The following is a 25041-nucleotide window of genomic DNA, read 5'->3' as shown; positions in this document are numbered from 1 at the left end:
AGCAACCGCCTTTCTTATGGATTTCAGAACCACCAGTTATTGCAGACCAATGTCATTGTATTCGCGCAGGCAATGACTGCAAACATAATGGTGTTAATCAGTGCACCTATGTACACCTTTCCTGTCTTTTTGTAGAAGATTCTGCTTACGATCGTGCAGATACACAGGTTGATAAAAAGAGGCCAGCTCAGCATAACTCTCGTACCATTCAGTTTCAGTACACCTGTGCTGATAAATACGGAGTACTGGATAATCCAGATAACTGCAAGACCAATAATATTTGCCACACAGCAGATAAGGATGTTCAGCCATTCCTTACGTCCGGCTACCATATTGCTCAGATTCTGGCACAGCGCATTTGCGAAGAAGAAAATAGCAAACAGCGGCATAAATCTCAGCGCAACCAGGAAATCATCACTGGTAGGCACTTTTATGACATAGCTCATCAGCCGGAAATCCACCTGGAAAAAGTATTTTGCAAGCAGTGTGATAGCATAGCCCATTCCTACCGCTGCAGCTGCAAGAAGTACAGTCTTTCCAACCCCTGCAAGGCTGATCTTCAGGTTCCATTGTTCCGGTTTCACCCCGTTTTTCTTTCCGATAAGCCAATATCCAAGGAAGAACAATGCCAGCCCAACCAGGCCAGCACTGGCCGTCCACATCCCCTGTTCCAAGGTCAGGCCCTGAGGCCATATTTTTGTTCCGAACAGACATCTGGAAATTCCCATTTCCCCAAGATGACCACCAATCCAGGATTCCAGCTTCAACATAAATGACGCCGGTATTGCTGCCCCTGCTATCAGAAGTATCCAGTAAAGAGTCACATTTCCTGCCCCCTTCGGAGCTGCCGGAATATATATTTCATCCTCCTTTTTCACTGTAAGCGTGCTGAAATAATCAGTAGTCAGCAGAATACAGCCAAAGGAAACCACTGCCATAAAAAATCCTATTACGCCAAGTGTATTAAACATCCATTTAAACTGAATTGTTAAATTTGAGTTATTAATCGGATTAGGTGCTGTAAAAGCATTCTGGAAAAAGTCAACAAGATTCGCCGTGGTTGCCAGGGAATAATGATTCAGAATATGTGTCTCAGAAGGCGTATATAATACACGGATATATTCCTCATCACTGTTCTGAACGGTTCCTTTATAAATCTTTCCTACCTCTACTGATTCTCCGTCTCCCAGATTATAATTATCAAGTTCATTTATCAAAGTTCTAGCATTAGCAGATCTGTAAAAATTTTTAGGTGCACCGGCATCCGGCGTAGAGTAATTATTTTCGTCGTATTTACCGGCATTTACCCCATAATCAACATCATAATACAACGGGATTTCATCTCCGCTGTCCGGCGTATCATCCGGATCGTAATTCAGATGATCAAGCCACACTCCATCTACGGCTAACTGCTGGTTCCCCATCAGAAATACTGCTGCTACCTGATTGACTCCGCCCTGATATTCCTGAATTTTATTGTATGCCAGGCAGGCATTGGCCATTTTAGCCCCCAGTGAGTGTCCGGTAATTCCAATCTGTGAATTATCAACAAATGACAGACTGTTATATACATAATTTACCACATCACACATGCCAGACCCCGGACTTGTTGTAATATCTTCAAAATTGCTGCCAGGATTTGCTGTTACCATAAAAAATGCATCCATCGGATTAGTCTTATAATTGGCTGAATCACCATGCCCATCGCAGTCCATAGTAATTGCCACAATCCCTCTTCTCGCCAGCTCAAGGCACGTATAATCCTGAGTTTCCTTGCTGTCATAGCTTCCGTGAAGCGTAACAACGCAGGGCGCCGGATTTTCTGAAGTCGCTGTTTTAGGACGGTATATTGTGCAGGCAATGTTATTTCCGTTGCTGTCGTCAATATTTAAATCAGTAACTTCAATAGAACCAAAATTTGTATTTACAACGTGAGCTCCTACCATACTGATAAGGCAGATAAGAACCGCTACCGCAAATACGCGTACATAAAGCTTTCTGTTTAATTTCGCCATTCCTGAACCCTCTCTTTTTGATGAAAAATGTTTTTGCCGCATAGTTAATGTTAAAATCAATTTCTGTCTTTAATTCACTGTAATGTTACCTTTCTGTCATCTATCCTTTTCCCATGATGTTCCCCCTCAGCCCTCCTTCACTTTTGATCTCACTTTTGCCTGATTTTCCCAAAACATATGCATGAACACAGCTATACATTAACTCGGCATGTTATTTTGGGGATAAAAATGTTTTTTCTCAAATGTTACATCTAACATTTCTATCATTTTTATACATCACGGCTTTGTCTTAACTGTAAATTACCACAAATATGTTTTCCGCGCAACTTGGTGAAATTCTATTTTTGTTAATAAAGTTAACATTTTTGATATTTTTTGTTACTTCATCATTATTGTTTGTTGTTTTTCCAAATTCAATTTACTTATTAATTTTGACCAAAAATATTATATATTTTCTTCATATTTGCATTTTTATCACCATATTTTTATACAAAGCATACAGAATGTTACTTTTTCTAACAAAATAGTGCTCACATTTTACATTTTATGTTTCTTGTTATTATCAACAATTTTGTTTATTATTTTTGTTAGTTTGTAACAAAAAATAACATTTTTATAGACATTTTGTGATAGCGTAGTATAATAAAATCAAACGACAGAGGCTTCATTCGTTTTATTTTTTCTTACCAACTGCAGAATTAAGTTGTTACTGTGCACATTTTAGAAATTACTTATAATAATCAATGACCTGCCGGATGAACTGCAGCGTCTGGCAAAGGGGTGTCTGCGGAAAGCAGAAACAGGAGGTTACCATATGAAAAAAATTATGAATGCTGATTCGGATGTCGTGGAGGAAATGCTCTCAGGCTACCTTTCCGCGTATTCCAGGTACTATGAAAGCCTGCCGGATAACCGGCATGGAATTCTGCTTAAAAACAGAAGAAAGGATAAGGTTTCCTTGTTAATCGGAGGCGGCAGCGGCCATGAACCTCTCTTTGCCGGATTTGTTGGGGAAGGACTTGCTGATGCAGCCGCCTGCGGAAATATCTTTGCTTCACCGAATCCTCAGCTGATATATGAAACAGCACAGGCAGTAAACCAGGGTAAGGGCGTCCTTTTCATTTATGGATGCTATGCCGGAGACAATATGAATTTCGATATGGCAGAAGAATTGTGTGAATTCGATGATATCCCCACAGCGCATATCAGGGTATGGGATGACTGTGCTTCTGCGCCTAAAGAAAGAATTGAAGATCGCCGTGGCATTGCCGGTGACGTCTATGTCATAAAAATAGCCGGTGCCGCCTGTGACGCAGGGCTTTCATTAGAGGAAGTAACACGGATCACCGAAAAGGCAAGAGATAATATTAACACAATAGGGCTTGCGCTCTCGCCAGGTTCCATTCCAGGCCTTGACAAACCTACCTTTGAATTGGGGGAAACAGAAATTGAATTTGGCATGGGCCTCCATGGCGAACCGGGGATTGAACGGACACAAATGCAGACCGCAAGCCAGCTTGTCCAAAGATTATATTCTGAAATCAAAGCTGAAATGGCTCTTCAAAGCGGCGATGAAGTGGCTGTGCTTGTAAATGGCCTTGGCTCCACTACACTGCTGGAATTGAACATTGCCTATTACGAATTGGCACAGTTGATGGCAAAGGATGGCCTACAGGTTTATGATTCAGAGATAAAGTCATGGTGCACCTGCCAGGAAATGGGTGGCTTTTCCATCACTTTGCTTCGTCTGGATGATGAGCTGAAAAAATATTACAGCGCACCTTGTTTTTCACCTTATTATGCGAGAGGAGAAATTAAATAAATGAAGGAAATCACAACAGAGCAGACAACAGATATGATTCTTGCAGCCTGCCGGGCAATTATAGAAAGCAAGCCATATCTCACGGAAGTAGACAGTAAAATTGGTGACGGCGACCATGGTATCGGTATGGCTGGAGGCATGGAAAAAGCGGCCGCCGCACTGCGCGAAAAACGCCCCTTCCCGGATGTTAACACGGTTTTCAAAACTACAGGAATGTCAATGCTCAATTCCATGGGCGGGGCCTCCGGCGTGATTTTTGGTTCCATGTTTCTTGGTGGAGTAAAAGGGCTTTCTCCCATATATACACTGGATTGCAGCAACTTTACCAGAATCTTCCGCGGGTCGCTTGAAGCAATTAAGACTCGAGGGAAGGCCGCCGTAGGTGATAAGACCATGGTAGATGCCCTTGAGCCTGCCGTAATAGCCATGGAAAACGCACAGCAGGAGGATTTGATCTCCCTGCTTAATATTGCTGCAAATGCTGCCGCCGAAGGGGTAGAAAACACCAAAAAGTATATGGCTAAATTCGGACGCGCCAAGTCTCTCATGGAGAGGGCCATTGGCTACCAGGATGCCGGCGCTACTTCTGTTTCAATTATTTTCACAGCTATGCATGACTATCTGCTGACGCTGTAGAAGGGACCGGATATGTCATTTAAAAAAGTATATTTCGGGACAAATTTAAAAATGTACAAGGGAGTCGCAGATACTGTTTCCTACCTGAAGGAACTCGAACAGCTGACATCTGACATCGATCGAAATTGTGCAGAACTGTTTGTCATTCCTTCTTACACTGCACTTTCTGAAGCGGTATGCTCCGTCAGCCAGGCGCAAATCCTTCTAGGTGCCCAGAATATGTGCTGGGAAGAGCAGGGGCAGTTCACAGGGGAAATTTCCCCGTTAATGCTCCGTGAGCTGGGACTGAGTATCGTTGAATTAGGACACTCGGAACGTCGCCATATATTTGGCGAAAGCAATGAAATGATTAACCGCAAAGTCTGTACCGCTTTAAAAAACGGTTTTAAAACACTCCTGTGTATAGGAGAAACCGGCGAAGATAAGCAATATGGCATTAGTGATGAAGTATTAAGAATACAACTCAAAACCGGTTTTTATGGGGTTTCTGATAAAATGTGCGGACAAATTATGGTTGCTTATGAACCTGTCTGGGCTATCGGTGCAGACGGCAAGCCTGCTTCTGCCGAATATGCCAAAGAGAAACATGCCGTAATCCGAAAAACTCTTTGTGAAATTTTTGGAGATAACGGATATGCAATCCCTCTTCTTTATGGAGGAAGTGTAAACCCGTCCAATGCGGACAACTTAATACTGCAACCCGATATAGACGGACTGTTTGTAGGAAGAAGCGCCTGGAATGCAGCTGATTTTAACTCTCTTATCAGAAGCGCAATAGATAAGGTCCTGTTACTTCGTTGAATAATTATCATAACTTTACACAATTTTCCGTATTTGGTATAATGAGGAAAATCAAGTTAAACAAAGGAAAAAAACAGCATGAATAAAAAAGAGCGTCGTCTGAACGAACTGCTCGGATTGCTGAATGAACAGCCAAACCTTTCCGTCAAAAACCTGGCAAGCATTCTGAATGTATCCGAAATGACAATCCGCAGGGATTTGAGTTGTATCAAAAGCAATAACCGTTTGGACAACATCAATAATATTGAGCATGAATATAAGCTTTCTGAGGAACGCGCCAAATATTCCGCAGAAAAAAACCGGATTGGCAAGTTCGCAGTTTCCCTCATCTCCCCAGGTGATATTCTTATTATTGACAATGGTACCACTACCGGTGAGATGTCCAAATATATCCCGGAAAACATGGGACTGACTATACTCTGCTATAATTACTATATTTTATCCCAGCTGGTCCAGAAAAATGATGTATCCATTATATTCCCTGGCGGATATTATCATCCGAAGGATCAGATGTTTGAATCCCCTGAGGCCAATAATTTAATTAAAAGCCACAGGGCTACAAAGCTGTTCCTTTCCGCTTCCGGCGTTCATGAAAAGCTTGGAATCACCTGTGCTCATAATTATGAGGTTTTAACAAAAAGAGCTGTCATCAGTTCTTCCCTTACAAAAATCCTGCTGGTAGATTCCAGCAAACTGGGACTGATACGTACGGCTTTCTTCGCCTCAATGTCCGAAATAGATATAATCATCACAGATTCAGGAATCTCCGAAGAATGGATTCATTTAATTGAAGATGCCGGCATTGAACTGCATATTGTATAAAATAAGAACCTGCGGCCACGCCGCAGGTTCTTATTTTATTTGTAGAACTCAAACCACTCTACAGTAATTCCCGGCATCTTGGTAGGTGTCAGGCACAGATCATAATATCCTTTTTCCAGGCTTACGTCGCCCATTTCCCGGACAATAGAAACACCGTTCGTGCCGTTGAGCTGAGGCGTCATGAAACGGATGCCGTTCAGGCTGGCATTGCAGGCAGACTGTGCGCGGAAATCCGGATTATCCGTCTTCATCTGTATCCGTACGTGATATACGCCGGCTTCTTCCACGGCAAACAGGACATGCTCGTTCATGGGGGTGGCAAGCCTGCAGGAATCCTTCAGAAGCGCGGCTTTTCCGGAAGCTTCGCCATTTTCTGTACGTGCCGGAATCAGTTCTGGTTCTTCCTCAGGAAGCAGGGCTCTTTCCATGACGGGGGCCTTCATCAGGAAGCGGCAGATATTTGCCGCGCAGCGCTGAAGCTCACCCAGCGTCAATTCGCCTTTTCCCAGGGCTTTCAGGGTATTGTCACCCATGGGATTATTTTCCGCAGCCAGATTGTCCACAACCATGTACAGATCGTTCTGAGAACGCACCATGGCCGCCGTATTTTCCCTGCTTTCCGCTCCTCCGAGGATGCAGTCGTTCATCGTTGACCACCAGTCGGTCATTACAATCCCCTCAAAGCCCCATTCTTTACGGAGGATTGTGGTGTTCAGATCATAATTGGAGGCGCTCCAGTGACCGTTAACCGGATTGTATGAGGTCATCACGGAATTGGCTCCGCCTTCCCTGACAGCAATTTCAAAGGCCTTCAGATAAATTTCACGCAGCGCTCTTTCTGAAACCACAGCATTTACCTTGCTCCGTTCCTTTTCCTGGCTGTTGCAGGCGTAGTGCTTCATGGTGGCGTTGGAACCGCCGCGCATAATGCCGCGGATATTGGCTGCCGCCATTTTTCCCGTAAGAAGGGGATCCTCTGAAAAATACTCAAAGTTCCGGCCGTTGAGCGGATTGCGGTGAATATTGATGCCAGGCCCCAGGAGGGTGTCGATCTCGTTGCGCAGAAGCTCTTTCCCTTCCATTACATAGAGTTCTTCCACCAGCTTTGTGTCAAAGGTACAGGCAAGCAGTGTTCCGATAGGCACCTGAGTTGCCTGTGCGCCCACATCCATACGGATACCGGAGGGGCCGTCCGCAGCGGCGGCAATCGGGATTCCATAGGTTTCACGCAGAGAATTGCTCAGGCCGCCGAAGCAGGAGGCCACGCCGGGCGTTACCCTGGGGCTGCACATTCCTTCCCCGCGTACCAGTGTTGCCAGCTCCTCGGGTGTCAGCTGGGCAATGAAGGCTTCCATGGACTCCGCTTTATCCAGTACGTCTTTAAGCTGAATTCCCCGGCTGCCGGTCCTGGTAAGCGTGGGAGGCATATTGGCACGGATGCGTTCTGCCAGGGAAACTGTTACCGTAGGTACTTTTTGTCCTGTTTTTTCATAGATGCCGCCCTGACATGCTCCCGGTTTCAGGCGGATAAATTCTTTTTCAGGAGCGCAGGCCTCTTCCAGGCGTTGTGTTACCGTAAGTCCGGCAACCTCATAGCCTTCCGCGCCGTCTACCATAACCGGCGCCACGTCGCGGACGCTGGTGCCGACATAAATCCGGTAGCAGCCTTCTTCCAGCACATAGCAGGCTTTGTTTCCGGTATAACCGCCGTCATCATAGGCCGCCATGGACGCGATGGGGAATGTAAGAAGCAGCTCCTCCTCTTCTCCCGAAGCCAGCAGTCCCGTCTTGGCAAATGCCGCCAGTTCCCTGGCGGGACGTCCCAGCTTTCCCTGGGGAGCGCTGAAGTAAACCTGTACCACTTCCCGGCCGGAATAACGGCTGCCCGTATTTTTTACATTGGCTTTCACGGTAATATTTCCGTTTTTCACATGCGCTTCCTGCAGCATCACGGAAAAATCGGTATAAGAAAGCCCGAAGCCGAAAGGATAGCGGACACGGTCCGGCGCGAAGGTTTCAAAATAGCGGTAGCCTACGTAAATATCTTCCTGGTAAATGTTTTCAAGCGCTCCGCCGTGATTGGCTGTGGAAGGGTAATCCGCCAGGCTGTAACAAATGGTATCCGCCAGCTTTCCGCTGGGGGTAACTCTGCCGGAAATCACATCGGCGGCCGCATTTCCGCCCTCCTGTCCGCCGTGCCATACATAAAGAATGGCTGTGACCGGATTTTCACAGGCTTCCTCCAGAAAACTCATGTCAATGACACAGGTTACGTTGAGAATGACGGCGGTCTTTTTAAAATGTCTGGTCACCATGGCGAGCAGTTCTTTTTCCGCGGCGTCCAGGCGGTAGCCGCCTTCCGTATCCTCATAGTCCTTGCCTTCGCCAGCTGTCCTGCCCAGGACTACCAGCGCTTTGTCGGATTTCTGTGCAGCTTTTTTTACAAGCTCCTCTGTTACCGGCATTTCCTTCTGGCTCCAGGGCTCCGCTGTCCAACCTCCGCCTCCGTCATCAAAAGGATTTTCCTGAATCCATTGTTCATAAATGCCCGCCAGTTCCTCATTTATCTTCAAATTGTCACACTGGCGCAGGCTGTCCAGCAGGTTCGTGGCATAGGGTACGTTTACCGCGCCTCCTGATCCTGTGCCGCTCCGGTAATAGTCCTTCTGGATTCTGCCGAAAACGGATACGCATTCTCCATCGGTAACCGGCAGTGTATGGTCCTCATTTTTCAGCAGGACCGCTCCCTGGGCCGCCGCCTCGCGGCAAAGCTGTGCAAATCCCTCAAGGGGAACGCCAATTAATTTCTTACTCATGAAGTTTCTACCTACTTTCTTTTGTCGTTGGTGCTTTTAGTATATCATATCCTGCTTTCGGTTGAATACCTTAAAATCTTTACGTGTTATGTGTATCTTTTTGACATGGGAGGGGAGGGATAAATCCGGTACAGCTTCTTTCTTCTGCGACGGGGCCTGGCTTTATTTCTGCGTGAAGGAAAGGCTGACAGGTATGTCAAATCCCCCGCGGCATGCCGGCATAGTGTCGGAGGATTGACGCGGGGGATTGGGGATTTACATTATACTGTTTTGTCTGGTTATGCCTCGGGCTGCATGGATTCGATGATTCCGTCTGCGAGGGTATCGAGTTCTACAGCTTTATCGGGGTGGAGGGTGGAAGCAAGGGACAGTCTTTCGTTGATGACTGTCATATTTTTCATTTCCTCTTCGATGAATTTCTGCATCAGGTCTCCTGATTTGCAGGCCCAGGATCCATTTTCGATGAGGGCGAAGGTACGTTTCTGGAGGTTGAGGGCTTTCATATCGGAAAGGAAATTATGCATTACAGGATAAATTCCCAGGTTGTAGGTTACGCTGGCCAGCACGATGTGGCTTAAGCGGAAGGCCTCGGAAATGAGCTGGGATACGTGGGTATTGGAAACATCGTAAACAACTACATTTGTCATGCCTTTTTCACAGAGTTTCGCTGCCAGCGCCTGTGCGGCGACTTCTGTATTGCCGTACATGGAAGCGTAGGCGATCATTACGCCTTTTTCTTCCGGCTCGTAGCGGCTCCAGCGGTCATATTTTTCGATAAAATATGCTACATTGGAACGCCATACGGGACCGTGAAGGGGGCAGATCATTTTGATATCCAGGCCGGAGGCCTTCTTGAGGAGGGCCTGGACGGGAGCGCCGTATTTGCCTACAATATTGGTGTAGTAGCGTCTTGCGTCGTCGATCCAGTCTCTTTCAAAGTCCACTTCATCATTGAACAGCTTGCCGTCCAGGGCGCCGAAGGAGCCGAAAGCATCTGCGGAGAAGAGGACTCCGGTTGTCACATCAAAGGTGACCATGGCTTCGGGCCAATGCACCATGGGGGCATTGACAAAGGTTACCGTATGTCTGCCAAAGCTCTGGGTATCGCCCTCGTTTACTTCAATCTGTTCATAATTATCAATGTCAAAGCCGAACTGACGCATCAGCATGAAGGCCTTGGGGGTGCTGATAATTTTTACTTTGGGGTAGCGGAGCAGGATTTCTTCGATGGATGCGCCGTGATCCGGTTCCATATGGTTGATTACCAGGTAATCCAGCTCTTTTCCCTGAAGCAGATAGTCCATGTTTTCCAGCAGCTGTCTGCAGGCGGACCAGTCTACAGTATCGAACAGCACCGTTTTTTCATCCAAAAGCAGATAAGCATTATAGGAAACGCCTCTGGGAATGGGATGAATATTTTCAAAAAGGGTAAGTCTGTGGTCATTGGCGCCCACCCAGTATAGATCTTCCGTTACATTTCTGACACAATACATTTTCTATTTCCTCCTTCTGGCCGTAGCCTACATAAACATATCCTTACTTTCCGCACATTCCGGACAAACCCAGTCAGCGGGCAGTTTTTCAAATAGTGTGCCCGGAGCGATGTCCGAGTCCGGATCTCCTGCCGCAGGATCGTATTCATAGCCGCAGCCGCCGCACACATAGGTTTTTCCGATTGCCGCCGGTTTGGGAGGCAGCGGCCGTTTCATTTTAACCATGGGCGGTGCCGGCTTCTTGGTTTCTCCATTATTAAGCGCTTCCGAAAGAAGCGGCAAAATCTCATTGACATCCCCGATGATTCCGTAATCACAGTTCTTGAAAATGGGCGCGTTGGCATTCTTGTTAATCGCCACAATGGTGGAGGCGTCCCGGATGCCCTTCAGGTGCTGTACGGCCCCCGAAATGCCGCAGGCAATATAGAGGTTGCCTGTGAATTTCTGGCCGGACATGCCCACATAGCGGTTCAGGGGCACGTATTTCAGGGTTTCGGCTACCGGCCTGGAGGAGCCGATGGCCGCGCCTGCCTGTTTTGCCAGTTCTTCGATAAGCTTCATATTTTCCCTGGAGCCGATGCCTTTTCCGGCGGAAACCACTCTTTCTGCCAGCGGTATCGGGGTGTCCGCGGGAATTCCCACGCTGAAATCGTAACCGTCTTTTACAAGGGCCGCAACAAGGGCTGCAACTCTTTCCTGGGCGCTGCCTTCCTTTAAAATCATTTTTTTGCGGTAACCGGTAACCGGGGCCGGTTTCTTCATGATTTTCGCAGGACCGCCCGCTTCCCGGGGCATCTTTCCGATCAGATGGGAGGCGATGACAACGCGCTGGATTTCATTGGTTCCTTCATATATGGTAGTGATTTTCGCATCCCTGTAGGCGCGCTCCACTTCCATTCCCTTCAGATAGCCGCTTCCTCCGAATATCTGCAGGGCGTCATTGGTCACCTCCAGGGATATATCGGAAGCATACTGCTTCGCCATTGCCGCTTCCATACCATAGGGTTCGTGGTGTTCCTTCAGTTCTGCCGCGCTGTAGATAAGGAAACGGGCGCAGCGCAGCTTGGTTGCCATATCCGCCAGCTTAAAGGATACGATCTGCTGCTGGCAGATGGGCTTTCCGAACTGTACGCGTTCTTTGGAATATTCCAGCGCATGTTCAAATGCACCCTGTGCAATCCCCAGCGCCTGGGAGGCGATTCCGATGCGTCCGCCGTCCAGCGTAGCCATGGCGATTTTGAAGCCCTGTCCTTCCTTTCCAAGAAGGTTTTCCCTGGGAACCTTTACATCGTTGAATATCAATTCTGCAGTGGATGAGGACCGAATACCCATTTTATCATAATGATCTCCGAATTCAAAGCCTTCCCAGCCTTTTTCTACGATAAATGCAGAAATTCCTCTGGTTCCGATATCCGGGGTGGTCACGGCGAATACTACGTACGTGTATGCTTTCGGCGCATTCGTTATGAATATCTTTCCACCATTCAGCAGGTAATAATCACCCTTCAGTATGGCAGTTGTCTCGGTTCCGCCCGCATCAGAGCCTGCGTTGGGTTCGGTGAGGCCGAATGCGCCTATTTTCTCCCCCTTTGCCAGAGGCGTCAGATACTTCCGCTTCTGTTCCTCCGTGCCGAAGGCGAAAATAGGCCAGGAACCAAGGGATACATGTGCGGAAAGAATGACTCCTGTCCCGCCGTCCACTCTGGACAGCTCCTCCACCGCGATTGCATAGCTGAGCACATCCAGCCCGGCGCCGCCGTATTCCTTGGGATATGGAATCCCCATCAGTCCCATTTCCCCCAGCTTCTTTACCGCTTCCGTTGGAAATTCATTATTCTGATCCATCAGAAACGCTATTGGTTTTACTTCGCTTTCCGCGAACTCCCTCATTTTTTGTCTGAACGCTTCATGCTCCTGTGTTGTTTGATAAAGCATACTTAGTTCCCCCTTTATGTGTTTGGATGGCAAGGAACTGTCTGTATAAATATAATTCTGTACAGTTCCCAAGTGATTCGTGACTGTCAGGTCACAGTGTCTTTATATATTTACTGCCAAAGGTACGGCAGATATGTTTCCGATTGCCGTGCTTTTCCCCATTTTTACAGCGGCAATACTTGACTTTTTTTATCCACTTTTATATCCAAAAAAATTATTCCTTTTCCCCAAATAATATCCAGTAAAGACTCCGGGATCTGAATTCCCGGTCAATTGCCTGCTGTACCCTGGCAAGCTGTGCGTGGACGTTGCAGGGCGTCCCGCTTTTGTCACGCCATTCGCACTGGTAATCCGCATTCATGCAGGCCGCAAGGCGGGCATTCGTCTCCACTGCGCCGACCAGATCGTACAGGCTGACCTCATGCAGGTCCGCTTCCAGCTGGCAGCCGCCGTTTACGCCCCGGATAATCCGGATGATTCCTGCTTTTTCCAGCTTTTTTATGATTTTGTAGGTAAATTTCAGCGGCAGCGTCTCCTTTTCCGCCAGCTCCCCTACTGTCAGGCAGGAGCCCTGGGCAAGTGAACGGAGGATGCGGAGCGCGTAGTCCGTTTCCCGTGTGATTAACAAGCAATCGGCCTCCTTTTCTTCTATAGTTTAACTATAGTAAAGTGGAGTAATTTTGTCAAGATTAGATTTGCGGGAATCCATAGATTTTTTAAGTGGTATCAGGTAAAATGAGGAAATAAGAAAAAACAGAGTTTCATAGCCTCCAGAAGGAAGGCGGGGGTACGCCAGGAACTCCTGGCAACAGGGAGGGAATACCATGAAGGATTACGTCCGACAGAACAAATCGGCCTGGGAATTCAACGCCTATGAATTCTGGGTGGAGCACGATGGCACTCCTGAGGAGCGCGCCCGAAGGGATCTGGAAGATCCTGTGGGGATGTTGAAGAAATATGCGGTGTATTTTGATACCTTTGAAGGAATCAGGGTTGCCAATATCTGCGGCTCCTGCGGTAAAAAGGCCATTCCGCTGGCGGTTCTCGGCGCGGAGGTGACCATATTCGACATCTCGGAGAGAAACATGCGGTATGCCCTGGAAACGGCGGAGGCGGCCGGCGTTTCCGTCGATTTTGTCCTGGGTGACGTACTGGAAGCCGATATGGAAAAATACGGAGGCTTTTTTGATGTGGTGTTCATGGAAGGCGGCATCCTTCATTATTTTCATGACATCGGGAAATTCATGGAGGTCATGCATTCCTTTCTCCGTCCGGGCGGCCGCATGATTGCAAGCGATTTTCATCCTTTCCAGAAGGTGATGGATATTATGGACTTTGAGCAGCCGGTGACCGATTATTTTTCTACAGAAATTGTCCGCGGGGAAATGGCGCATGCCAGGTTTTATCCTGAGGAAATCCGGAAGCAGTTTCCGATGTGTGAATATAGGAAATATACGATGAGTGAAATCATAAATGCCGTTATCGAAAGCGGCTTTCTACTGAAGCGCTTTGACGAGCATCCGGCCTGGACCGATAAGCGGTACCCGGGAGAATTTACAATCCTCGCAGTCAGGGATGCTAATGTCCAAAATGCTACCGGCGAATGACACGGATAAATGGGATAAGGAGGTTTTGTATGCGCACTGAAAAGGAAATGCTGGATATGATTCTTGAAACTGCCGATGCAGATGCGCGGATCCGCGCTGTAACCATGGAAGGCTCCCGGGCAAATCCCAATGCTGTCCATGATGAATATTCTGACTTTGATATCACCTTTTTTGTTACTGATGTGCGGGAGTTTACCCGGGATAAGGAATGGATTCACCGGCTGGGTGATATTCTGATTGTTCAGTGTCCCACGGACTGGTATTCCCACCCTTATGATTACAGCAGCCGAGATCCCTTCGCTTTTCTTATACAGTTTGCTGACGGGAACCGGATTGACCTTACCCTGCGGGATGTGGGCCTGATTTCAGGGGAGGCTGAAAATAAGGAACCGCGGATCGTCCTGCTGAATAAGGACAATTTTCCTTCCCTGCTGCCGATTGGGTCGGAAGAAGCCTTTTTTTTTCAGCCGCCCGGAGAAATGGAGTTTTACAATACCTGCAACGAATTCCGCTGGCTGTGTCTGTATGTGGCCAAGGGAGTGTGCCGGAAGGAGCTGTACTACTCCAAGCATGCCTACGATGTGCTGGCTATGCCCATGTTTCTTAAAATGCTGAACTGGAAGGTGGGGATAGACCATAATTTTCAGGTCAGCACCGGCAGCTCCTGCAAATATCTGAAGCGCTTTCTGACAGAGGAAGAGATGGCGCGGTTCCAGGGCATTTTCCCCGGCGGGGATTATGAGGATATCAGCAGGCGCCTTTTTCTTATGTATGATTATTTTGATGAACTGGCAGGATTTGTGGCGGAGCATTTTGGCTTTGTCCATGATGTGCGGGAAACATGCAGAGTTAGACGCTTTCTTGAAGAAAGGCTATGTGGGACGTGACCGGTTCCAAAGAAGGAAAGAAAATAAGAGCCCGGGAAGTTCCGCCAAACCAATGCTTCATGCAGTGCCGCAGGCAAGCCTGCGATATAGGGGGTATAAAAATGTATCGTGTAAATGGTTCAAATCCTTTACTGGACAATTTGCTTACGGAAAAGGACAGGTACTGCTTTAATTTGTTTTACCGCATACGAGAGGATGCCGGAGCCTTTATTGCCACGGATGGAAGTACCTGTATTCTTGCGCAGAGCAATCCCCATACGCCGGTCTGGATATGGCTGAAAAATTCACCAGATGAAAAAAGCCGCGTTGAAATTTCGTCCATCCTCCGGGAACGTTTTTCCGCCTGCGGCCGGATTGCCGTAAATGCGTATGAGCCATATACGGAAGCGCTGCTGCGAAGCTTTGCAAACAGCGAGCACGCCGAATACCGGATAAATAAACGGTTGAATGTTTATGCCTGTCCCAGCGTCCATCCGGTGCAAAAACGCGGAAGAATGCTGCCGGCTGCGCCCTGTTATCAGGAAGAAATCGCACAGCTTATCACTGTTATGATGCGGGATGCGGATCTGCAGGAGCCTGATCGGGAGGAAGCCCGACAGTATGCGGAGGGAAAGTCTGTGTCGGGCAGCTTGTTTTTGTGGGAGAATGAAGAGGGGAAAATTGTTTCCATGACAGATATTACTCATAGGACGGAACGGTATGCCAGGCTCAATGCCGTTGTTACAGCAAGGGAGCACCGGGGACAGGGATATGCTGAAATGCTGGTATCCTCAGTGACACAGCTGCTGCTGCAGGACGGCCTGACCCCCATGCTTTATGCCGATGCCGGGTATCCGCCGTCCAATGCAGTCTACAGGAAAATCGGGTATGTGAGGCAGGGGGAAATTACGGAACAGGAGATTTTCAGGAAAGGATAAGGCCGCGATTATTTCTCTTCAGTGCAGTATTTCCTGCTTTATCTCCTATTCCGCCGTATCCCATCCGCCGTCTTACTTATAGAATTCCTTCACAGCCTCTCCGATATACTCCGCCGCCCCTTCCCCATACCGGGCGTCCATTGTCTCCTTCATGGACTCGTCGTTAAGATACAGCTCCGCCATTTCCAGCATAAGTTTTTTTACATCCGGCATCTGATACAGCTGTTTGGAGACAAAATCAAGTTCCCCAATCAGCGATTTTATTTCAAAGGACGCGGTATCTGCGCCTTTTTTATCAGCTATTTTACGGTAAATGCCGTCTATTCTGTTCTGGTAAGCCTGCACCACCTCGGCGCCTTTTGGATTTTTTACCGCATTCATCGCGGCATCCTTATTTCCATACCATTCCACTACTTTTTTGAAATTCTCCTGTACCGAAGGGTCGGATGCATTTTCCACAAAATGCTTCTGAAAATTCTCCAGATTTCCATACTCGCCGGTAATGCCCGCAAGCTCCTCTTCCTTTAAATTTTCTACGATTGCATGGCACATTTCCTCTATTTCAGCTTTGTCAAACATTGCAAAATCCATCTCATTTTCTCCTTTCAGGATATCATCGATGCTGCTTATTAACCGGTTCAGCCGATCCTTTTTCAGCTGCAGCATTTTCTTCTGGCTTCTCAGGATCGTGTCTCTGTCAAGGGCAGGATTTTCCATAACCGCTTTGATTTCCAGAAGCGGCATATCAAATTCCCGGAAAAACAGTATCTGCTGCAAACGTTCCAGGGCTTTATCGTCATAAAGCCGGTATCCCGCCGCACTGCATGACGTGGGCTTCAGCAGTCCGATTTCGTCGTAATAGTGCAGCGTGCGTACGCTGATACCGGTCAGTTTGGATACATCCTTTACTGTTCTCATCTGGGTACCTCCTGTTCTTGATAAAATCACATTAATCCCTGCCGGTCCGTGAGGGTCAATACCTGAATTGAGAAAATTGAGAAAATTTTAATATTTTTTGCAATCCTGATATCTGGACTTGTTATGGCTTTATTCTGGTTTTGTTCTGTCTATATTTTAAATTTATTATGAATATATTCTGTTTTTTACCGTGATGTACGGCTGAGATTATATTTGAGAATGTCCGCGGTCAGCCAGTCAATGGCATCCTGCCAGCCGGAGAAAATCTGCTTTCCCCTTCTTCTCATCAGTTGTGAAAAATAGGTGCTTACCACGGCTGCCTGGCCATGGCTTCCCTTTTCTGTCATTCTCGCCCTGACCGGATAGGCGGCCAGTATCCCGGCGTATGTTTCGGACTGGTAAATAGCATTTCTGCTGGACAGGAGTGAGATTTCGCAGGTGTTTCCCTCTCTTAAGCAGAAAAAATTCTCCAGGGCTTTTCCTACAAGCTCAGGAGAACGGTATACACCAAAGGAATAGGCATCTACTGTTCTGCTTTCCGAATTCAGCAGGACACATAGATATATCTCGCCATCCTCCGAGGTTTTATAGGTGCCTATCCCAACACAATATGCATTATTCGGGTAATACGCTTTTTCCGGACGATGGGCTTTTTCTGGTGTTCCTTCCGTTTGCAGCCGGATAATCCCATCTGCCGCCGGATGCAGCTCCTCATCCTGTTTCCACAGGTAAATATCTTCAGGGAGCGTTTTATATTCCTCCAGATACAGGATCGGATTGAGGGACAGCAGCCGCATCTGTCTGTCCCATTCCTCCGTATCCTTATATGTGAAAGCCTGTTCCTGCAATGTATATGTGAAATCCATAGATTCTCCTTCTGCTTCTTGTGGATATTTCTTTTATAAAACAGATCATATCAGTATGGGAAAATGCCTATCCACAGTCTCTTCCAGGGATTCATTCGAACTATCTATGATACTTCCTGGCATTTTTGCACCAAGCCATACCTGCTGTTCATACCATTTATCGATAAATTCTGGTCCGGCAGTCCACCCCTTCCGTAAAATATCCCGGTCAATACAGACCTTTCTCTCCGGAAGCAGAATTCTAAAAACAGGCTGCAGCCCTGACTTTTTCAATGGTAACAGATAGTCTTCTAAAACTTCCCATTCAATAATATATGTCACTATAACGGAATATCCAAGCCCCAGCACAACCTTCATCGTTTCAATTACTTCCCTGTGTACCAGATAACCGCTGCGATTTTTTATCCTTTGATTTCTTATTTCCCAGTTCACTCTTTTGCTTACTGCATTCCCTGAAAATATGGGTATGCTCCAGGAAATAAATTTCCCGAATTCCTCTCTCCTGGGCATAGAAAATGAACTCCTGAAGCCATTCCCTTGTGTAAGGCCCTTTTTCCAAATGTACATGGGCATCAATCATGGGAAAACTCCTTTCCATATTCTATAATTTCCTCCAGGATAGCCTCCCGGTCTACAAGTGAAAAATCAGTGGTATCCACAACAATACGGGGACCGTCTGCACAAAAGCTGTCCATTCCACGCTCCCTAATTCCCTCACAGAAATTTTCATACGACAGGACCGGCGCAGGACAGGATTTCCCTTCTTTTTCCGGATAGCAGTCATTGACTACATGGCCGCGGTGTCTGTCGGGGCTTTCATTTCTTGCCAGGAAACGCTGATAAATAATCTCGTAATTTCCGGTCAGAACCACCGTAACTGCATGATAGGAATATTTTTGCAATAAGAACAGAATACCCTCCCGGGAAATATTCTCAAAATTATTTTCCAGGATAAACGGCCGGCCGCATTTCATCAGCTGCCGAGCGGTATAATACAGGATGTTCATAGCGGAGATCCCCAAAGCTACTTTCTCACTGCGGGAGGCAAAGCCCACATCATCGAACAGGATTTCTTTTATTTTATCCTTTGAGAGCATCGGAAGCCGGAGTCTTTCCGCCAGGAACTCCGCCATGGTGCTCTTGCCTGACGCCGGGATGCCTGTCACTAAAATACAATACATATTCTTTCCTCACCATATTTAAAACATATAAAAAGGAAACATGGAGCATATTTTGACATCTTCACCTATCTTTCCAACCTGAATATATCAATGTAAATCTGCAAGTTCGATGGCAATTCCCTTTTCCTTCGCCTGCTGCAAAAAATCTTCTGCTATTCCTGTATCCGTTATCAGCAAATCGTAATCTTCCGCTGAACATACGGAATGAACCGCATTTTTCCCTATTTTTGCTGAGGGGTACAATCCAATATTCATGGAACTGCTCTCCATTACCGCCCTGCCAAATTCAACGCCGGCGCTATTGTGTATGGATGCACCAAATTCCAGAGAAAATGCGTCATGTGACAGGAATGCCTTGTCTATGCGTATATTTCTGACCATCTGCACCGTATAGTAATCATGGCAGTGACCCCGGTGGGACATTTCTCCACCCAGAAGAATGACTGAAATATTCTCCTTCTTCCGCAGTACCTGGGCAATTGTAACAGAATTAGTCAGTATTGTAATCTGCAGATTACCGGGAATATACAGCGCCATGTAATAACCTACGGAGGAGGTTGTAATATAGATCACATCATTATCTTTAATGTGTTCCAGTGCTTTTCGTGCAACAGCCAGATAATCTGCCTTCACCTCAGTTAAATCCTCCGGGTTATAAGTTTCCTCCGGCATGATTCCTTTGGGTTGTGCGGCTATCGCCCCGCCATGTGTCCTCTGGAGAAGCCCTCGGCTCTCCAGGAAGCGAAGATCCCTTCTGGCACAGTCGGCGGATATATTGTATAACTCCTGGATCTGTGCAACCTGGATTCTCCCGGTTTCGTTTACTCTTTTTAAGATGTCTTTTTGTCTTTCTTCCATGAACATGGCGTTGGTTCTCCTTATGATTTATGGAATGTCTTATGATGTATTCATATAACGTTTTCTTATTTATATTTGTTTATATTTATTTATTCTTATTTTAATTTGATTATACTTTATAAAATATTCTTCTGCAAGGTGTTCTTGCTTTTTTCTTATTTTAGAATATACACACATAACTTTTCAGATAACTGAACCAATATCATTTAGATACCTTCAGTAAAAAGGAAACATTTTAACAAAGTTTAAGAGTTCGAATTAAATTTCCATAAATATGCAAGTAAAAAATCTCAATATGCCGTTTGTTCAGTTGTAATTGCTTTAAATAACGACAAATAAGCAGATTTTCATCTGCTTAAAAATTACTATAACCATGAATGGCTATGGAATTATTTAAACCTTTCCCATAACAACCTTACATTTTCCCTTAGCTCATCTGAAAATTCGTCCAAATCATCAAAAATAATCACTCCGTCCTGTAAAAAACGGACCAAATCAAATATCATGTTTCCTTTATTAAGTTCTATACATACACCCGGTGTTTTCTTATCCGCTTTGATACGCTTTTCCATTTTCCAAAACTTTGTTGAGGCACGCTCATCACTGCTTAAATAAGTGATATAATCCTTAATAAGCCTTTCCATATAATTTTCCTGCCAGCCGGAAACTTTTTCCCTATAAAGCCTCCAATCACTTTTTGATGGTTCCATAAAAGAACTCCTCCTCTTCTATTTTCCACTTCGATTCAGCTTCATACAGTTCTCACAATGTGTTGCGGCTGTGAAAAAGATTCCCGAAAGGCACAGTTTGATTTTGGCAGAGCCATTATAATTCTCCGTTATAAACGCTTACTCAATCACTTTCCAATAACCAGTCTTTTTAGAACCAACTCTTTCTACATATCCATTTTTCTTCAAGAATGTAAGATTATTTTCCACCGCTGTTTCACTAATCCCCAGTATATGATGCAATTCATTGGTAGTAATATTCGGATTATCTCTCATTTCTGTTACGATTCTTTGTCTTCTTGAATTTAATCCTTTTTTATCCCCAACTTTTTTCCCAACCTTATTCCCAGCTTTTTTTATTCGCTGAAGCGGGATTGTAACAACAATCGAGTTTTCTCTAAAAGTAAATGCTCCCTTAACGTATGTTTCAATAATCTTAGGCACACCACGACCTGATTTTTCACTAATATGAAGCTGCAGAAAGATTTCTGATAACTTTTCATTTACAGGAATCGATTCCCCTAAGAAAAAGCCTTCCATAGTCTGTGCCGGCGCCAAAGTTCCACTTGATAAGATTTCAATCCTATCTGAGAATACAGAAATCATTGGCTCATTTTCACTTATCCAAAGATTATGCAAAATGGCATTTATGATTGCCTCTCTAAAGGCTTTGCTATCGAACAGTGGTGTTTCCGAACGTTCTACTACACGCTCACTCTCATCTGTCTGAATCAAATTCAATACATCGCATACCTTAAAACATCCTCTAAACTATAGAGCACATAATCCTCCCCAACATATATCCACAGAATTCCACCGCGGCATTCTCCTCTATCCACATTTTTTTCTCCCCGGAATAGCATTCCAGGGCTTCCAGAATCAGGCCGGTATATTTTTCATCCACATTCCTTACTCCCCATTCCCCTCCAGTCTTCTTGGAGAGGACCAATCCTTCCTCCGCATACCCCAGCACACGGCACAGATTGAGGATTACATAAATCGGATTTTCACGGATGTCCTCTCTGGCGGATGCAATATCATTCATGATGTTCTCGAAATACATCTCTCTTGGCACCTCACCGAAAACCTCCGAAACGGCCGCTCCCCACAGGCATATTCCATAATGGCGGATAATCATGAAATGCCCGGCCAGATCCGGATCTGTCCCCTTCATATTCCGAACATAATCCCCGGGATTTTCCTGAAACCATTTTAAATGCATGGGAGAAAAATGCAGTTCAAAGGGAATCGGATGCACCACCTTTTCACAGCAGCTGCGTTTCACTACGCTCATTTCAATCCCTTTTTCCGGCGCCAGCTCATTCAGCCTGACCGTCTGTTCCATAAGCTGTAGCTTCTGTTCTTCTGTCGGCGCTTCCTCCGTTACGATAATCAGATCAATATCGCTCTTATCCGGATTAAAGCATCCCATAGCAAGGGAGCCGTGCAGATATACTCCCGTCAGATTCTCCCCAAATATTTTCCGGCTTTCCTCTGTAAGCCTGTCCGTTATCAATTGATAATCCATTTTAACTCCTGTCCGCATGCTCCGCACGCCTGCTGTCTTTTCCGGGCCTTCAGAAATACCCGCTTATTTTGCTTCCTCTTTCCCATTCCCATAGATTCCATAAAGCTTATCCACATACCTGCTCACATTCCTGTCATACTCCGGATAGGAATACCCCCACACTGCCGCACATTCCAGCGCCGTTTTCCGGAACAAAGCATGGCAGGTGAAGAGAGCCTTCCACATATTTTCATAGGAATCCTCCCTGTAAGTGCTCATCAGCATGTCCCATGTTTCCTCCGCCAGATACCGGCTGATAAATTTATAATTCTTTCCCACGCTGAAACCAAAACCATATTCCATGCCCACCTTCCAGGAAAGCATTCGCAGCAGTTCATTCCGCAACAGATGCAGATGGTCAATAGCGTATAAAATTTCTCCCCGGCACAGACCCTTGGCAACATAAATTGTCAGGTTCCAGAACTCATTGCAGCAATCGTCAAAGCTGCGCGGACCTGGTTTTTTCAGCCAGTACTCCCGATCGGAAGGAACTATTTTTTCAGGCACCCTGCCGTCCTTATCAAGCAGGATGGTCCGAAGCCCGTCCCCCTGCAGATAATCATGAATTTGCTTCGTCTCCAGCAGCGTCAGATCCATTTTATTATAATCGTCAAACAGAATCAGATAGGAATAACCTTCCTCCTCTGCCGGGAAAAGCTCCATGTCCTCTGGCTTCTGCATCATGATGATATCCCCGAAAAAAGAAAGCCAGCTGTCATTTTCTGTAAATGCACTGATATCGTCCACAAAATATGTAATGTCAAAGTCCTGAAAGGAATCAACGGGGATATTTTTGTTCACCCTTGAACCTTCCATGCCCACCATGCGGATATGCTCGTTTTCCCGGGCAAATGTTAAAACCAAATCCATAAATTCTTCCGGCGTCCTCATATTTTCTTCCTTTCTTCCATGCTAGTTTTTTTATATCCTGCAGGCAGCGCTAGGTTTTCCGTTTTCCTTCCCGGACTCCGGGGCCTGCTCTTTTTCCCGGGCGAAGCTACCGTATTCCCACCTTCCAGTCTTCCCCGTCCACAATGTATTGAAATTCCGTCAGCTTATCATCCTCCATCACATTCAGCAGCTGGTCAAAATCCTCCACCGTTTGACAGGCGGCCAGCTTTTCCCTGTCCACCCATTCCATATTCCCTTCTTCGGAAGAAACGACCTCTCCCTCAAATTGATCCGTTTTAAACAAAAAAACAAGATAACGGCCGTTTTCTATGGGAAACTGCTTCACTCCGCACAGCTGCGGCCGCAGGACGGTAAGCCCTGTCTCCTCCTTCATTTCACGGATAACGGCATCCACAATGGATTCCCCTTCCTCCACATGGCCTCCCGGCAGCGTATAGCCCTTCCAGTCCTCTTTAACCCGGTTCTGCAGTAAAATCCTGTTTCCCCGGTATATCAGACAAATAACTGTCAGCTCTATATTTTCAGTCCTTGCCATATTTGAATCCTCCTGTAAATATCAAACACACTTTCCTTTAGAATAGCACGGCCATTTTCCCTGTGCAAACGAATTAGTATATTCGTTGTAACTGTTCAGCAGGTCTGTGCAGTAAACGCGTTTATCCTGGTAAATGCGCAGACCTGCTGAACAGTTACTATTCGTTTTCCAAAAAATCTGGTATACTGAATTTATTCTGAAGATCCTGGCTGCCCGGGCTGATGCCGGATGCATTTTTCTGCGTTATTCCGCCCTTTACCGGATTTTTTCCAGCTAAACCAACGGTAGAATTGCAGATTCGCCTGTAAATCGGTTTCTTTCAGCCTTCAGATATATTATCCTGTAAGCAAAGGTACGTCGGTACAACAGAAAGGGCACACGCTGAAATGAATAATGAAAAAATGGGGAAGTTCATATGTGATATGAGAAAGTCGCAAAAACTGACACAAAAGGATCTTGCGGAGAAACTGAAAATAACGGATAAGGCAGTCTCCAAATGGGAGCGGGGAATCAGCTGCCCTGATATTTCACTTCTGGTTCCGCTGGCGCAGGCCCTGGGAGTAACCACCAGCGAATTATTAAATGGGGAAAAGGGAGTACAGCCGGAAAAAACAAAGGATGCCATCGTGGAGGAAACGCTGCTCTATTCCAGCAAAAGCACTACCCAGAAGCTTGAACGGGTAAAAAATATTGCTTTTTCCTTATTATCCTCGGCAATCATACTGACTGCGGTGATATGCATGATCTGCGATTTCTGCATTGCAGGACGCCTGAAGTGGTCCCTTATCGTATTAGCTTCGCTTTTGTTCAGCTGGCTTCTGCTGCTGCCGCTGTTGAAAGCCCGCGGCAGGATTATTGTTAAATTTCTCGCCCTGCTGAGCGTTGCGGTTTTTCCTTATCTGTTCATACTGAGCCGACTTGTGGAGGCGCCGATGCTGTTTCGTATGGGCGCTGTCATTTCCCTGATTTCCCTTATTGGTATCTGGTGTATTTATGCATCCTTTGTAAAAATATCCAGCCGGAAAATCCGGGCGGCCGGAATCGTGCTTCTGATCATTATCCCGATGATGTGGGGGATTAATTCCAGCGTGGCTTACTTTCTCCGGCAGCCGCTGGACAGCTCTACGAAATTTGTTGACAGTCTGATAACCGTACTGCTGATAATTTCCGCAGGAATCTGCTTTTGGAAGGGCTTCTCAGAGCAGGACGGGGAATAAAAACACATACATAACTTTTGAGCGGGCACGCCGGTATCCACCGACGCTGCCCGCTCAATTAATTCCCGTAAGCAACGAGCCATGCAGCCATGCCCGGCATGGACATCTGGCGACTGCCGCGAGGTCAAAGACCCCGTTGCCTGCGGCAGGGTCTTTGATTTCCCTGATAGCTTACTGCCTTTATCAAAGCATCAGCTGATACGCTTCTGCATTCACTTACTTAAGCCCGTTCACATCCAGATTCTGAAGCACTTGATCTCAAACGGCCCGAAGTCAGCGCAGATTGCACTGCCGTCCGTTTTTTCCTCATATTCCTCCAGCAGATTGCAGGCTGCATACGCTTTCACGGAATAATCGGAGGTCAGCTCCATATGCGCCCTGCCGCCGGCACATTCATGCATGTGAACCACATAGCCATCCCCGTCCTCCGCCAGCTTGACGGCATCGATAAGCACGGTGTCGCAGTTTTTCTTAAGGAACTGCCCCGCCTGTTTTTTTACGGCTCCCG

The 25041-nt window shown here is 46.4% G+C and carries 24 protein-coding genes; 8 read left to right on the top strand and 16 right to left on the bottom strand.

All coding sequences use genetic code 11. From position 1 onward, the window contains the following. Positions 1–23: 23 nt before the first annotated feature. Entirely contained in the window at positions 24–2015 is a 1992-nt protein-coding gene (locus HMPREF1548_RS28180; protein WP_021640305.1) for an alpha/beta hydrolase family protein, read from the bottom strand. Positions 2016–2829: 814 nt separating this feature from the next. On the opposite strand from HMPREF1548_RS28180, the gene HMPREF1548_RS30765 reads away from it, so the two are divergent. The 4 genes from HMPREF1548_RS30765 (at position 2830) to HMPREF1548_RS28160 (ending at position 6096) form a co-directional block, all read left to right on the top strand. Continuing rightward, a complete protein-coding gene (locus HMPREF1548_RS30765) occupies positions 2830–3837 on the top strand; it encodes a dihydroxyacetone kinase subunit DhaK (RefSeq protein WP_021640303.1) in 1008 nt (335 codons plus the stop codon). Next, a complete protein-coding gene (gene dhaL, locus HMPREF1548_RS30760; RefSeq protein ID WP_021640302.1) occupies positions 3838–4473 on the top strand; it encodes a dihydroxyacetone kinase subunit DhaL in 636 nt (211 codons plus the stop codon). 12 nt (positions 4474–4485) lie between these two features. After that, complete coding sequence (locus HMPREF1548_RS28165; protein WP_021640301.1) at positions 4486–5274, top strand: triose-phosphate isomerase; 789 nt, start codon at positions 4486–4488, stop codon at positions 5272–5274. A gap of 78 nt (positions 5275–5352) precedes the next feature. Then, on the top strand, positions 5353–6096 hold the full coding sequence (locus HMPREF1548_RS28160; protein ID WP_021640300.1) for a DeoR/GlpR family DNA-binding transcription regulator: 744 nt from the start codon (positions 5353–5355) through the stop codon (positions 6094–6096). A gap of 35 nt (positions 6097–6131) precedes the next feature. Here HMPREF1548_RS28160 and HMPREF1548_RS28155 read toward each other — a convergent pair whose 3' ends face one another. The 4 genes from HMPREF1548_RS28155 to HMPREF1548_RS28140 form a co-directional block, all read right to left on the bottom strand. Further along, positions 6132–8912 (bottom strand): glycoside hydrolase family 3 protein, encoded by a 2781-nt coding sequence (locus HMPREF1548_RS28155; RefSeq protein ID WP_021640299.1) that lies wholly within the window; start codon positions 8910–8912, stop codon positions 6132–6134. Between the two features lie 278 nt (positions 8913–9190). Continuing rightward, a complete protein-coding gene (locus tag HMPREF1548_RS28150) occupies positions 9191–10405 on the bottom strand; it encodes an FprA family A-type flavoprotein (protein ID WP_021640297.1) in 1215 nt (404 codons plus the stop codon). A gap of 27 nt (positions 10406–10432) precedes the next feature. After that, entirely contained in the window at positions 10433–12340 is a 1908-nt protein-coding gene (locus tag HMPREF1548_RS29280; RefSeq protein WP_021640296.1) for an acyl-CoA dehydrogenase family protein, read from the bottom strand. A 214-nt stretch (positions 12341–12554) separates the two neighbouring features. Next, a complete protein-coding gene (locus HMPREF1548_RS28140) occupies positions 12555–12968 on the bottom strand; it encodes an RrF2 family transcriptional regulator (RefSeq protein ID WP_021640294.1) in 414 nt (137 codons plus the stop codon). 196 nt (positions 12969–13164) lie between these two features. Between HMPREF1548_RS28140 and HMPREF1548_RS28135 the strand changes: the two genes are divergently transcribed. The 3 genes from HMPREF1548_RS28135 (at position 13165) to HMPREF1548_RS28125 (ending at position 15751) form a co-directional block, all read left to right on the top strand. Continuing rightward, the gene (locus tag HMPREF1548_RS28135) at positions 13165–13947 is read left to right on the top strand and encodes a class I SAM-dependent methyltransferase (protein ID WP_021640292.1); all 783 of its coding nucleotides are present in this window, start codon (positions 13165–13167) and stop codon (positions 13945–13947) included. 29 nt (positions 13948–13976) lie between these two features. Further along, positions 13977–14834 carry an aminoglycoside 6-adenylyltransferase gene (locus HMPREF1548_RS28130; protein WP_035324377.1) on the top strand — a complete coding sequence of 286 codons (858 nt, stop codon included), beginning with the start codon at positions 13977–13979 and terminating at the stop codon, positions 14832–14834. A gap of 101 nt (positions 14835–14935) precedes the next feature. Further along, a complete protein-coding gene (locus HMPREF1548_RS28125) occupies positions 14936–15751 on the top strand; it encodes a GNAT family N-acetyltransferase (RefSeq protein WP_198168695.1) in 816 nt (271 codons plus the stop codon). A gap of 72 nt (positions 15752–15823) precedes the next feature. Here the strand turns inward: HMPREF1548_RS28125 and HMPREF1548_RS28120 are convergent, their stop codons facing one another. The 10 genes from HMPREF1548_RS28120 to HMPREF1548_RS28070 all read right to left on the bottom strand — a co-directional run bounded on the left by HMPREF1548_RS28120 (position 15824) and on the right by HMPREF1548_RS28070 (position 23316). After that, positions 15824–16669 carry a MerR family transcriptional regulator gene (locus HMPREF1548_RS28120; protein WP_021640289.1) on the bottom strand — a complete coding sequence of 282 codons (846 nt, stop codon included), beginning with the start codon at positions 16667–16669 and terminating at the stop codon, positions 15824–15826. A gap of 185 nt (positions 16670–16854) precedes the next feature. Beyond that, a complete protein-coding gene (locus HMPREF1548_RS28115; protein WP_021640288.1) occupies positions 16855–17535 on the bottom strand; it encodes a hypothetical protein in 681 nt (226 codons plus the stop codon). A gap of 45 nt (positions 17536–17580) precedes the next feature. Next, positions 17581–18111, bottom strand: a complete 531-nt coding sequence (locus HMPREF1548_RS29750) for a hypothetical protein (RefSeq protein ID WP_157065748.1) — start codon at positions 18109–18111, stop codon at positions 17581–17583. Continuing rightward, a complete protein-coding gene (locus HMPREF1548_RS28100; protein ID WP_021640286.1) occupies positions 18108–18716 on the bottom strand; it encodes a P-loop nucleotide/nucleoside kinase family protein in 609 nt (202 codons plus the stop codon). Before HMPREF1548_RS28100 ends, HMPREF1548_RS29750 begins: the two co-directional genes overlap by 4 nt. An 87-nt stretch (positions 18717–18803) precedes the next feature. Further along, on the bottom strand, positions 18804–19580 hold the full coding sequence (locus HMPREF1548_RS28095; RefSeq protein ID WP_021640285.1) for a DeoR/GlpR family DNA-binding transcription regulator: 777 nt from the start codon (positions 19578–19580) through the stop codon (positions 18804–18806). 383 nt (positions 19581–19963) lie between these two features. Further along, positions 19964–20284, bottom strand: coding sequence for a hypothetical protein (locus HMPREF1548_RS28090; protein WP_021640283.1), 321 nt, complete (start codon positions 20282–20284; stop codon positions 19964–19966). 138 nt (positions 20285–20422) lie between these two features. Further along, the gene (locus HMPREF1548_RS29275) at positions 20423–21037 is read right to left on the bottom strand and encodes an ATP-binding protein (RefSeq protein WP_286138218.1); all 615 of its coding nucleotides are present in this window, start codon (positions 21035–21037) and stop codon (positions 20423–20425) included. 31 nt (positions 21038–21068) lie between these two features. After that, on the bottom strand, positions 21069–21830 hold the full coding sequence (locus HMPREF1548_RS28080; RefSeq protein WP_035324374.1) for an aminoglycoside adenylyltransferase domain-containing protein: 762 nt from the start codon (positions 21828–21830) through the stop codon (positions 21069–21071). Positions 21831–21893: 63 nt separating this feature from the next. Further along, positions 21894–22760, bottom strand: a complete 867-nt coding sequence (ant(6), locus tag HMPREF1548_RS28075) for an aminoglycoside 6-adenylyltransferase (RefSeq protein ID WP_021640280.1) — start codon at positions 22758–22760, stop codon at positions 21894–21896. A gap of 106 nt (positions 22761–22866) precedes the next feature. Beyond that, entirely contained in the window at positions 22867–23316 is a 450-nt protein-coding gene (locus tag HMPREF1548_RS28070; RefSeq protein ID WP_021640279.1) for an 8-oxo-dGTP diphosphatase, read from the bottom strand. Between the two features lie 386 nt (positions 23317–23702). Here HMPREF1548_RS28070 and HMPREF1548_RS28065 point away from each other — a divergent pair, with 386 nt between their 5' ends. After that, the gene (locus HMPREF1548_RS28065) at positions 23703–24533 is read left to right on the top strand and encodes a helix-turn-helix domain-containing protein (RefSeq protein WP_021640277.1); all 831 of its coding nucleotides are present in this window, start codon (positions 23703–23705) and stop codon (positions 24531–24533) included. A gap of 230 nt (positions 24534–24763) precedes the next feature. Here the strand turns inward: HMPREF1548_RS28065 and HMPREF1548_RS28060 are convergent. Then, positions 24764–25041, bottom strand: a 278-nt coding sequence (locus HMPREF1548_RS28060; protein WP_021640276.1) for a glycosyl hydrolase-related protein, incomplete at its 5' end; no start/stop codon positions are given.

Origin of the sequence: Clostridium sp. KLE 1755 (genome assembly GCF_000466465.2) — a bacterium.
Lineage (GTDB): Bacteria > Bacillota > Clostridia > Lachnospirales > Lachnospiraceae > Eisenbergiella > Eisenbergiella porci.
Note: the sequence above shows the minus strand (reverse complement) of the source record. Positions and strands in the feature narration are given on the sequence as shown.

What these genes read in the sequence shown, in the direction of transcription:
- HMPREF1548_RS28180 (WP_021640305.1), bottom strand. Translation starts at nt 2,015, where the DNA reads ATGGCGAAATTAAACAGAAAGCTTTATGTACGCGTATTTGCGGTAGCG.
- HMPREF1548_RS30765 (WP_021640303.1), top strand. Translation starts at nt 2,830, where the DNA reads ATGAAAAAAATTATGAATGCTGATTCGGATGTCGTGGAGGAAATGCTC.
- dhaL (WP_021640302.1), top strand. Translation starts at nt 3,838, where the DNA reads ATGAAGGAAATCACAACAGAGCAGACAACAGATATGATTCTTGCAGCC.
- HMPREF1548_RS28165 (WP_021640301.1), top strand. Translation starts at nt 4,486, where the DNA reads ATGTCATTTAAAAAAGTATATTTCGGGACAAATTTAAAAATGTACAAG.
- HMPREF1548_RS28160 (WP_021640300.1), top strand. Translation starts at nt 5,353, where the DNA reads ATGAATAAAAAAGAGCGTCGTCTGAACGAACTGCTCGGATTGCTGAAT.
- HMPREF1548_RS28155 (WP_021640299.1), bottom strand. Translation starts at nt 8,912, where the DNA reads ATGAGTAAGAAATTAATTGGCGTTCCCCTTGAGGGATTTGCACAGCTT.
- HMPREF1548_RS28150 (WP_021640297.1), bottom strand. Translation starts at nt 10,405, where the DNA reads ATGTATTGTGTCAGAAATGTAACGGAAGATCTATACTGGGTGGGCGCC.
- HMPREF1548_RS29280 (WP_021640296.1), bottom strand. Translation starts at nt 12,340, where the DNA reads ATGCTTTATCAAACAACACAGGAGCATGAAGCGTTCAGACAAAAAATG.
- HMPREF1548_RS28135 (WP_021640292.1), top strand. Translation starts at nt 13,165, where the DNA reads ATGAAGGATTACGTCCGACAGAACAAATCGGCCTGGGAATTCAACGCC.
- HMPREF1548_RS28130 (WP_035324377.1), top strand. Translation starts at nt 13,977, where the DNA reads ATGCGCACTGAAAAGGAAATGCTGGATATGATTCTTGAAACTGCCGAT.
- HMPREF1548_RS28125 (WP_198168695.1), top strand. Translation starts at nt 14,936, where the DNA reads ATGTATCGTGTAAATGGTTCAAATCCTTTACTGGACAATTTGCTTACG.
- HMPREF1548_RS28120 (WP_021640289.1), bottom strand. Translation starts at nt 16,669, where the DNA reads ATGAGAACAGTAAAGGATGTATCCAAACTGACCGGTATCAGCGTACGC.
- HMPREF1548_RS28115 (WP_021640288.1), bottom strand. Translation starts at nt 17,535, where the DNA reads ATGGATTTCACATATACATTGCAGGAACAGGCTTTCACATATAAGGAT.
- HMPREF1548_RS28100 (WP_021640286.1), bottom strand. Translation starts at nt 18,716, where the DNA reads ATGTATTGTATTTTAGTGACAGGCATCCCGGCGTCAGGCAAGAGCACC.
- HMPREF1548_RS28095 (WP_021640285.1), bottom strand. Translation starts at nt 19,580, where the DNA reads ATGTTCATGGAAGAAAGACAAAAAGACATCTTAAAAAGAGTAAACGAA.
- HMPREF1548_RS28090 (WP_021640283.1), bottom strand. Translation starts at nt 20,284, where the DNA reads ATGGAACCATCAAAAAGTGATTGGAGGCTTTATAGGGAAAAAGTTTCC.
- HMPREF1548_RS28080 (WP_035324374.1), bottom strand. Translation starts at nt 21,830, where the DNA reads ATGGATTATCAATTGATAACGGACAGGCTTACAGAGGAAAGCCGGAAA.
- HMPREF1548_RS28070 (WP_021640279.1), bottom strand. Translation starts at nt 23,316, where the DNA reads ATGGCAAGGACTGAAAATATAGAGCTGACAGTTATTTGTCTGATATAC.
- HMPREF1548_RS28065 (WP_021640277.1), top strand. Translation starts at nt 23,703, where the DNA reads ATGAATAATGAAAAAATGGGGAAGTTCATATGTGATATGAGAAAGTCG.